Origin of the sequence: Motilibacter deserti (assembly GCF_011250635.1) — a bacterium.
In the GTDB taxonomy this organism is placed as follows: Bacteria; Actinomycetota; Actinomycetes; order Motilibacterales; family Motilibacteraceae; genus Motilibacter_A; species Motilibacter_A deserti.
Genome location: NZ_JAANNP010000101.1, coordinates 1 through 6303 on the forward strand (window position 1 = coordinate 1; position 6303 = coordinate 6303).

The following is a 6303-nucleotide window of genomic DNA, read 5'->3' on the forward strand; positions in this document are numbered from 1 at the left end:
GCGCGGCCCGCTCGCGACGGGCCCGATCGAGCACGTCCTGCTCTCGACGTGGCTGGACACGTGCGCGGGCAGGCCGACCCAGGGCGGCAACCCGCGCGAGGACGCGGACGACCCGGTCGGCGGAGGGAGCTGAGGTGCAGCGCGACGAGCGGACCAGCGCCCACGCACGCTCGTTCGGCGCGGTGGTCGACGCGTACGACCGCGGCCGGCCGGGCTATCCCGCCGCGCTCGTGCCGTGGCTGCTGCCGACGCTCGTGCCCGGTGAGCCGGGGCCGGCCCCGGACGTGGTCGACGTCGGCGCCGGGACCGGGAAGCTGTCGCGCGTCCTGTCGGCCGCCGGGGCGGTCGTCACCGCCGTCGAGCCCGACCCGGTGATGGCGGAGGCGCTCCGCGCGTCCGGGGCGGCGGCCACGGTTCACGTGGCCCCGGCCGAGCGGCTGCCGGTGCCGGACGCGAGAGCCGACGCGGTCGTCGCGGCCCAGGCCTACCACTGGTTCGACCCGCAGCCCTTCCTCCGCGAGGCGGCGCGCGTGCTGCGGCCGCACGGGCGGCTCGGCCTGGTCTGGAACCGGCGGGACGTCCGGGTGCCCTGGGTGGCCGAGCTGAGCCAGGTGCTGGGCAACGACGGTCTCGACTCGGCCGACCCGCTCGGCGACCTGACGGCCTCGGGGCTATTCGGCCCGGTGGAGCAGGCGTCGTTCGAGCACGTGCAGCCCCTCGACGCGGCGCGCCTGCGCGACCTGGTCGCGTCGCGGTCCTACGTGTCACTGCTGCCCGAGGCCGAGCGCGAGGAGGTCCTCGCGGCGGCCACCGCGGTGCACGCCCGGGCCGCGGACGCCGACGGCATCGCCCCCCTGCGCTACGTCGTGCTCGCGTTCGCCGCCGACCTGCTCTGACCTTCCCCACGCGCGTCGGAGGCCGCCACGGCGCGCCCCGGGATTGGCTCCTGATCGTCGCGGGGCAAGACTGTGCCGAGCAGGAGACACCGGGGCACACCGCACGACCCGAGGAGGCACCGTGGCCGACCAGTCCGCCGGGGCAGCTGCGAGCGCGAAGGGACAGGGCCAGCAGCAGGAGGGCCTGTCGAACCTGTTGCACGAGGAGCGCAGGTATCCCCCGTCGGCGGAGTTCTCCGCCCAGGCCAACGCGCAGGCCGACCTCTACGAGCGGGCGGCCGCCGACCGGGTGGGCTTCTGGGAGGAGCAGGCGCGCGCCCTGACGTGGGCCGAGCCGTGGACGCAGGCACTGGACTGGCAGCCCCCGTTCGCGAAGTGGTTCGTCGGCGGCAAGCTCAACGTCGCCTACAACTGCGTCGACCGCCACGTCGAGGCCGGGCACGGCGACCAGGTGGCGATCCACTGGGAGGGCGAGCCCGGGGACACACGCACCATCACGTACGCCGACCTGCAGCGCGAGGTCTGCAAGACCGCGAACGCGCTGACCGAGCTCGGGGTGGGCAAGGGCGACCGGGTCGCGATCTACCTGCCCATGATCCCGGAAGCCGTCTTCGCGATGCTGGCGTGCGCACGGCTCGGCGCCCCGCACTCGGTGGTGTTCGGCGGCTTCTCGGCGGACGCCCTCGCGAGCCGGATCGACGACGCGGACGCGAAGGCCGTCATCACCGCGGACGGTGGCTACCGGCGGGGCAACCCCAGCGCGCTGAAGCCCGCGGTCGACGACGCGGTGGCGCGGACCTCCACGGTCGAGAAGGTCCTCGTCGTCCGCCGCACGGGCCAGGAGGTCGCGTGGACCGAGGGGCGCGACGTCTGGTGGCACGACGTCGTCGACCGGCAGCCCGACACGCACGACTACGAGGCGCACGACAGCGAGCACCCGCTCTACATCCTCTACACCTCGGGCACGACCGCGAAGCCCAAGGGCATCCTGCACACCACGGGCGGCTACCTCACCCAGGTCGCCTACACCCACCGCTACGTCTTCGACCTCAAGCCGGACAGCGACGTCTACTGGTGCTCGGCCGACATCGGCTGGGTCACCGGCCACTCCTACATCGTCTACGGCCCATTGGCGAACCGCGCTACGCAGGTGATGTACGAGGGCACGCCGGACACGCCGCACAAGGGCCGGCTGTGGGAGATCGCGCAGAAGTACGGCGTCACCATCCTCTACACGGCGCCCACCCTCATCCGCACGATGATGAAGTGGGGCGAGGACATCCCGGCGCAGTACGACCTTTCGCGAATCCGAGTTCTCGGAAGCGTGGGTGAGCCGATCAATCCCGAAGCCTGGGTCTGGTATCGCAAGAACGTCGGCGGGGACCGCGCCCCGATCGTCGACACGTGGTGGCAGACCGAGACGGGCGGGCTGATGATCAGCCCGCTGCCCGGGGTCACGACACTGAAGCCCGGGTCGGCCCAGCGGCCGCTGCCCGGGATCAGCGCCGAGGTGGTGGACGACCGCGGGAACCCGGTGCCCAACGGCGGTGGCGGCTACCTCGTGCTCAACGAGCCGTGGCCGTCGATGCTGCGCGGCATCTGGGGCGACGACAAGCGCTACCAGGAGACCTACTGGTCCCGCTTCCCCGGCGTCTACTTCGCCGGCGACGGCGCGAAGAAGGACGAGGACGGCGACATCTGGCTGCTCGGCCGGGTGGACGACGTCATGAACGTCTCCGGCCACCGCATCTCCACCACGGAGGTGGAGTCGGCCCTGGTCTCGCACCCGGCGGTGGCCGAGGCGGCCGTGGTCGGCGCGACGGACCCGACGACGGGCCAGGGCATCGTCGCCTTCGTGATCCTGCGCGGCAACGTCGCCGAGGACCGGGCGAGCGGTGACGAGATCGTGCAGGAGCTGCGTCGGCACGTCGCGAAGGAGATCGGGCCCATCGCCCGGCCGCGGCAGATCCTCGTCGTGCCGGAGCTGCCGAAGACCCGGTCGGGCAAGATCATGCGGCGGCTGCTGCGTGACGTGGCCGAGCAGCGCGCCGTCGGCGACGTGACGACGCTGGCCGACTCCACTGTCATGGACCTCATCAGCAGCAAGCTGCCGTCGGCGAGCTCTTCGGAGGGCTGACGCGCGGGGCCGGGCGGCGTGCCCGCGTTCGCCCGGCTCGCGCCGAGGGTACGGAGCCCGGCAGTATCTGGCCGGACACGACCAACGGCGGTCCCGGCCACAGTGCAACGCCGAGCGCAGCGCGTACCAGCGACGAAGGAGCCCGACGATGACCACCGCGTACACCAAGACCGGCGCGACCGTGAGCACGCCCACCCCGCCCGAGCCCTCGCTGGGCAAGCTGGTCGCCTCCGCGACGAAGGACCTGTCGGCGCTCGTCCGGTCCGAGATCGAGCTGGCCAAGATCGAGATCAAGTCCGAGGCCAAGCACGCGATCGCGGGCAGCGGGATGTTCGGGGCGGCGGCGTACCTCGGCCTGCTCGCGAGCATCCTGCTCAGCATCGCGGCGGCGTACGGCCTCAACGCGGCCGGGTTGCACCCGGCACTGGCGTTCCTCATCGTCGCCGTCGTCTACCTGCTGATCGCGGGCGTGCTGGCCTTGCTCGGCAAGAAGCAGGTGTCGAAGGTGAGCGCCCCGGAGCGCACGATCCGCACGACCAAGGAGAGCGTCTCGACGCTCAAGGGCGCGGCCAAGGGCTAAGCGGCCCGCGCCAGGACCGGCGGCGGAGCGCCGCGCCGAGGGGCACAGGTCACAGGAGGGTCACAAGCGGCCGTTCCTGTGGCAGGCTGCGCGCATGGAGGCGCCCGACGCATCGTCGGTCCTGCGGGACGGCCCGTGGGAGCACCGCATGGTGACCGCGAACGGCGCCCGCTTCCACGTGGCCGAGGCCGGCAGTGGGCCGCTCGTGCTGCTGCTGCACGGCTTCCCCGAGTTCTGGTGGGCCTGGCGGCACGCGATCGTGGCGCTCGCCGGTGCGGGCTACCGCGCGGCGGCCATGGACCTGCGCGGCTTCGGCGCCAGTGACAAGCCCCCACGGGGGTACGACCCGGCCACGCTCGCGACCGACATCGCGGGGGTGGTGCGCTCGCTGGGCGCCGCGGACGCCGTGGTCGTGGGGCACGGCCTCGGCGGGATGCTCGCGTGGTCCACGGCGGTCGCGCACCCCAAGGTCGTGCGCCGGCTGTGCGCGGTGAGCGCGCCGCACCCGCGGCGGATGCGCGAGGCGCTGCGCAGTGACCCGGGGCAGGTCCGGCTCAGCGGCCACGTGCTCGGGTTCCAGCTGCCGGTGCTCGCCGAGCGCCGGCTGCTGCGCGACGACGCGGCCTACGTCGAGCACCTGCTCGCGTCGTGGGCGGCCCCGGGGTGGCCGAGCGCCGAGGAGGCGGCGGCGTACCGTGCTGCGGTGCAGGTCCCCGGGGTCGCGCACTGCTCCCTGGAGTACTCCCGCTGGGCGGTCCGCTCCCTGCCGCGCCCGGACGGCGCCCGGTTCGCCCGGGGCATGCGCGAGCCGGTCCGGGTCCCGGTGCTGCACCTGCACGGTGCCGCGGACCGCGCGGTGCTGCCGCGCAGCGCGCAGGGCTCAGGCCGCTACGTCGAAGCGCCGTACCGCTGGCGGCTGCTCGGCGGGGTCGGGCACTTCCCGCACGAGGAGGACCCCGAGGCGTTCGCCGCCGAGCTGCTCGGCTGGCTCGACGACCCGGAGCCGGACAGGTGAGCGTGCCCGGCCGGCGCGACCGGGACGCCGAGGGTCGTGCCCGCAACGCCCGCCCTCGCGACGAGCTCGGGCGGCCGCTCCCCCACGGCGCTGAGGGCGTCGAGCGGGTGCCCGACGACTTCGTGCTGCCCCCGGTCGAGGCGCTGGCCGAGGCGCAGCGGTTCTTCGACGCGGGGCGGCCGTTCCACGCCCACGAGGTCCTCGAGGGCTCGTGGAAGGCCGCTCCCGCGCAGGAGCGCGAGCTCTGGAAGGGGCTCGCCCAGCTCGGCGTGGGGCTGACGCACGCCGAGCGCGGCAACCGCGCCGGGGCGGCCCGGCTGCTGCGGCGCGGCGCCTCCCGCATCAGCGACTACGCCGACGCGCCGCCGTACGGGATCGCCGTCGCCTCGCTCGTCGCGTGGGCGCAGGCGCTGGCCGACGAGGTCGAGGGGAGCACGGCGGCCGAGCCCGTCTCCCGCCGGCCCCGCCTGACCAGCGCCTGACCAGCGCTTGGTCAGCGTCTGCCCGGCGTCTGACCAGGCGCCCTCGTCAGGAGCTGAACAGCCGCTCGGTCACGCCCTTCTTGACCTCGAGCGGGCGCTGCTGCTCCCCCGCGTAGGCGCTGACGACGACGAGCGCGCCGGTGAGCGCGGGGACCGTCCACTGCAGCAGGCGCAGCTGCTTCTGAGCCGCGGCTGCCTCGGGCGGCGTGCCGGCCGAGGACTCCGTGCCCGACTCGGCGGGGACGTCGTCGTAGGAGGAGACCTTGCGTCCGAGCACCCGGCTGTACGCGGTCACGCCGAGCGCGGCAGCCGTGAGCCCGGTCTTCAGCAGGCTCATGGAAGCGACGCCCTGCTGGGACTTCAGGCGCTCCTTGTTGCCGCCGAGCTGGATCACGCTGCCCAGCAGGTGGGCGCCGATCGCGGCGGCGTTGACCGGGGTCCAGCGGTCCCAGCCGGCGTTGGCCACGGCGCCGGTCGACCGGGCGCCGGTGGCCGCGGCCGCCGCGGGGTTGAGCGCGACGGCGTTGGCGAGCGTGCCGCCGAACCACGCGGCGAGGCCGACGTCGTGCAGCGAACGGGAGAGCGTGTTCTGGGGCATGGAGTTCCTGTCCTCGAGTGGCCGCGGGGAAGCGGAGGCCGGGCGCGGTGGGAGCCGCGGCGGCGATGCTCGCCGTCGCGTGCGCGAGCGAGCAGCGCACCGCAGGGCACCGGTCTCGGCCCTGGCATCGACCATACGCAGATACCGCTGCAATGCAATCCGGGAAATAGGGTTTGAGACCACGAGGAGTGGGCCGCTCGCGTTGCGGACCGCTGCGGCAGGGCTTAGACATGGGCGTCACCCCGAGCACGCACGGAGGCAGCTCCCATGTCGATCAACCGCCGACAGTTCCTCGGACTCGCCGGCTATTCGGCCGCCGGCATCGCCCTCGCCGGATGCGGCGGCTTCGGAGGCGGCAGCGAGGACAGCTCCAATTCCGACGAGCTCACCTTCATGTTCTGGGCCGGCGATGCTGAGTTGAAGGCGTTCCAGTCCCTGGCCGCCGACTTCGAGAAGGCCGAGGGAGTCCCCGTACGTCTCCAGCAGGTGCCGTTCGCACAACTGCTCACGAACGTCGACGCCGGGCTGCAGAGCGGGCAGGCCCCCGACGTGTTCCGGGTCACCTACACCGACCTCGGCGTCTACAGCAGCCGCA

7 protein-coding genes are annotated in these 6303 nt (G+C 73.6%); 6 read left to right on the forward strand and 1 reads right to left on the reverse strand.

Annotation, left to right across the window (positions count from 1 at the left end; translation table 11 throughout):
- The first annotated feature begins 134 nt into the window (after nucleotides 1-134).
- From G9H71_RS20420 to G9H71_RS20440, 5 genes are all read left to right on the forward strand, one after another.
- Nucleotides 135-896 (forward strand): class I SAM-dependent methyltransferase, encoded by a 762-nt coding sequence (locus G9H71_RS20420; RefSeq protein ID WP_166284626.1) that lies wholly within the window; start codon nucleotides 135-137, stop codon nucleotides 894-896.
- 121 nt (nucleotides 897-1017) lie between these two features.
- Complete coding sequence (gene acs, locus G9H71_RS20425; RefSeq protein ID WP_166284627.1) at nucleotides 1018-3033, forward strand: acetate--CoA ligase; 2016 nt, start codon at nucleotides 1018-1020, stop codon at nucleotides 3031-3033.
- A 148-nt stretch (nucleotides 3034-3181) separates the two neighbouring features.
- Nucleotides 3182-3613, forward strand: a complete 432-nt coding sequence (locus G9H71_RS20430; RefSeq protein ID WP_166284628.1) for a phage holin family protein — start codon at nucleotides 3182-3184, stop codon at nucleotides 3611-3613.
- Between the two features lie 94 nt (nucleotides 3614-3707).
- Nucleotides 3708-4628, forward strand: a complete 921-nt coding sequence (locus G9H71_RS20435) for an alpha/beta fold hydrolase (RefSeq protein ID WP_166284629.1) — start codon at nucleotides 3708-3710, stop codon at nucleotides 4626-4628.
- The gene (locus G9H71_RS20440; protein ID WP_331273152.1) at nucleotides 4625-5110 is read left to right on the forward strand and encodes a DUF309 domain-containing protein; all 486 of its coding nucleotides are present in this window, start codon (nucleotides 4625-4627) and stop codon (nucleotides 5108-5110) included. Before G9H71_RS20435 ends, G9H71_RS20440 begins: the two co-directional genes overlap by 4 nt.
- A 46-nt stretch (nucleotides 5111-5156) precedes the next feature.
- On the opposite strand, the gene G9H71_RS20445 is transcribed toward G9H71_RS20440, so the two are convergent.
- Nucleotides 5157-5708, reverse strand: a complete 552-nt coding sequence (locus tag G9H71_RS20445) for a hypothetical protein (protein ID WP_166284630.1) — start codon at nucleotides 5706-5708, stop codon at nucleotides 5157-5159.
- A gap of 267 nt (nucleotides 5709-5975) precedes the next feature.
- Between G9H71_RS20445 and G9H71_RS20450 the strand changes: the two genes are divergently transcribed.
- Nucleotides 5976-6303: extracellular solute-binding protein (locus tag G9H71_RS20450; RefSeq protein WP_166284631.1), on the forward strand; the 328-nt coding region annotated here is incomplete at its 3' end.

Excerpts from the sequence above, each read along its gene's own strand:
- G9H71_RS20435 (WP_166284629.1), top strand. The coding sequence starts at position 3,708 with ATGGAGGCGCCCGACGCATCGTCGGTCCTGCGGGACGGCCCGTGGGAG.
- G9H71_RS20430 (WP_166284628.1), top strand. The coding sequence starts at position 3,182 with ATGACCACCGCGTACACCAAGACCGGCGCGACCGTGAGCACGCCCACC.
- G9H71_RS20445 (WP_166284630.1), bottom strand. The coding sequence starts at position 5,708 with ATGCCCCAGAACACGCTCTCCCGTTCGCTGCACGACGTCGGCCTCGCC.